Below are 1,253 nucleotides of genomic sequence, written 5' to 3'. Positions count from 1 at the left end.
GTGCCGCCGCCGTTGGCGAAGTAGCCGTAGACGGCGTGCGCGAGATAGGTGTCCGGCGTGAAGGTGCCGAAGAGCTGGACGTACTGGTCCCAGTTCGTCACCAGCGTCGGCTGGTGGAAGGGGCCGGACGCCGCGAAGCCGACGAAGGCGGCCACGGCGGTGCCGACTCCCTCGATGGGCCGTGCTCCGGACTGCACCTCCTCCACGTAAACACCCGGGGTGAGGTACGACGGCATGCTCGCTCCTTCAGATGGCCCACTCGGTCACTGCCGAGTCTCACGCGGCCGTCACGCCGCGGAACAGGCCCGAAGGTCCTGGAGGCAGGGCAGAGGACACTGCCTTCCGGGGCACCCCGCACGGGGAGGAACTGCCCGTCAGGGCCCTGCGCGCCGGCACCGGCTCAGGGCCGTCGGCCGTTCCCGCCGTCCCGGCCGTTCCCGCCGTCCCGGCCGCCGCCCAGCCAGGGACCGAACTCGCTCTCCAGCACCAGCCGTCCGAGCTTGCGGTACTCCTGGAGGACCGCCGAGACGACCTGCTCCATCCCGAGCGGACCGCCCGCCTCCGCCGCCAGGTAGGCGGCCGTCACCGCGCACGCCCGGATGGAGCCGCCCGCCAGCTCGAACCGCCGGGCACAGAACGACAGGTCCAGGTCCCCGGCGCGCGGCAGGTCCGTGCCCAGGCAGCGGTCCCAGAGGGCGAGCCGCTGCTCCTCGTCGGGCATCGGGAACTCCGCGATCACGTCGAGCCGGCGCGTGAACGCCTCGTCGAGGTTGGCCCGCAGGTTGGTGGTGAGCACCGCGATGCCGTCGAACGACTCCATCCGCTGGAGCAGGTACGCCGACTCCACGTTGGCGTGACGGTCGTGCGCGTCCTTGACCTGCGAACGCTTCCCGAACACCGCGTCCGCCTCGTCGAAGAGGAGGATGCCGTTCACCTCGGCCGCCTCGACGAAGATCCGTTCGAGGTTCTTCTCGGTCTCCCCGATGTACTTGTCCACGACGGTGGACAGGTCCACCACGTAGAGCTCCATGCCGAGTTCGGCGGCCACCACCTCGGCGGACATCGTCTTGCCCGTGCCGGACTCACCGGCGAACAGGGCGATCACCCCGCGCCCCCGGCCGCCGCCCGGACGCATCCGCCACTGCCCGAGCACCTGCTCGCGGTGGCGGGCCCGCAGCGCGAGTTCGCCCAGCTGACGGCGGGTCGTCGGCGGCAGGACCAGGTCGTCCCAGCCGACGGCGGGCTCGATACGG

1 protein-coding gene and 1 pseudogene are annotated in these 1,253 nt (G+C 71.7%); both read right to left on the bottom strand.

Annotated elements, in window-relative coordinates:
- Nucleotides 1–236, bottom strand: a pseudogene (locus tag IH13_RS0118790) (phage tail sheath family protein); the annotation flags it as partial.
- A 164-nt stretch (nt 237–400) separates the two neighbouring features.
- On the bottom strand, nt 401–1,253 hold an 853-nt coding region (locus IH13_RS37825; RefSeq protein WP_031085931.1), incomplete at its 5' end, for an ATP-binding protein.

Source organism: Streptomyces sp. NRRL WC-3549, from assembly GCF_000721935.1.
GTDB lineage: Bacteria > Actinomycetota > Actinomycetes > Streptomycetales > Streptomycetaceae > Streptomyces.
This window is presented reverse-complemented; position numbering and strand designations above follow the sequence as displayed.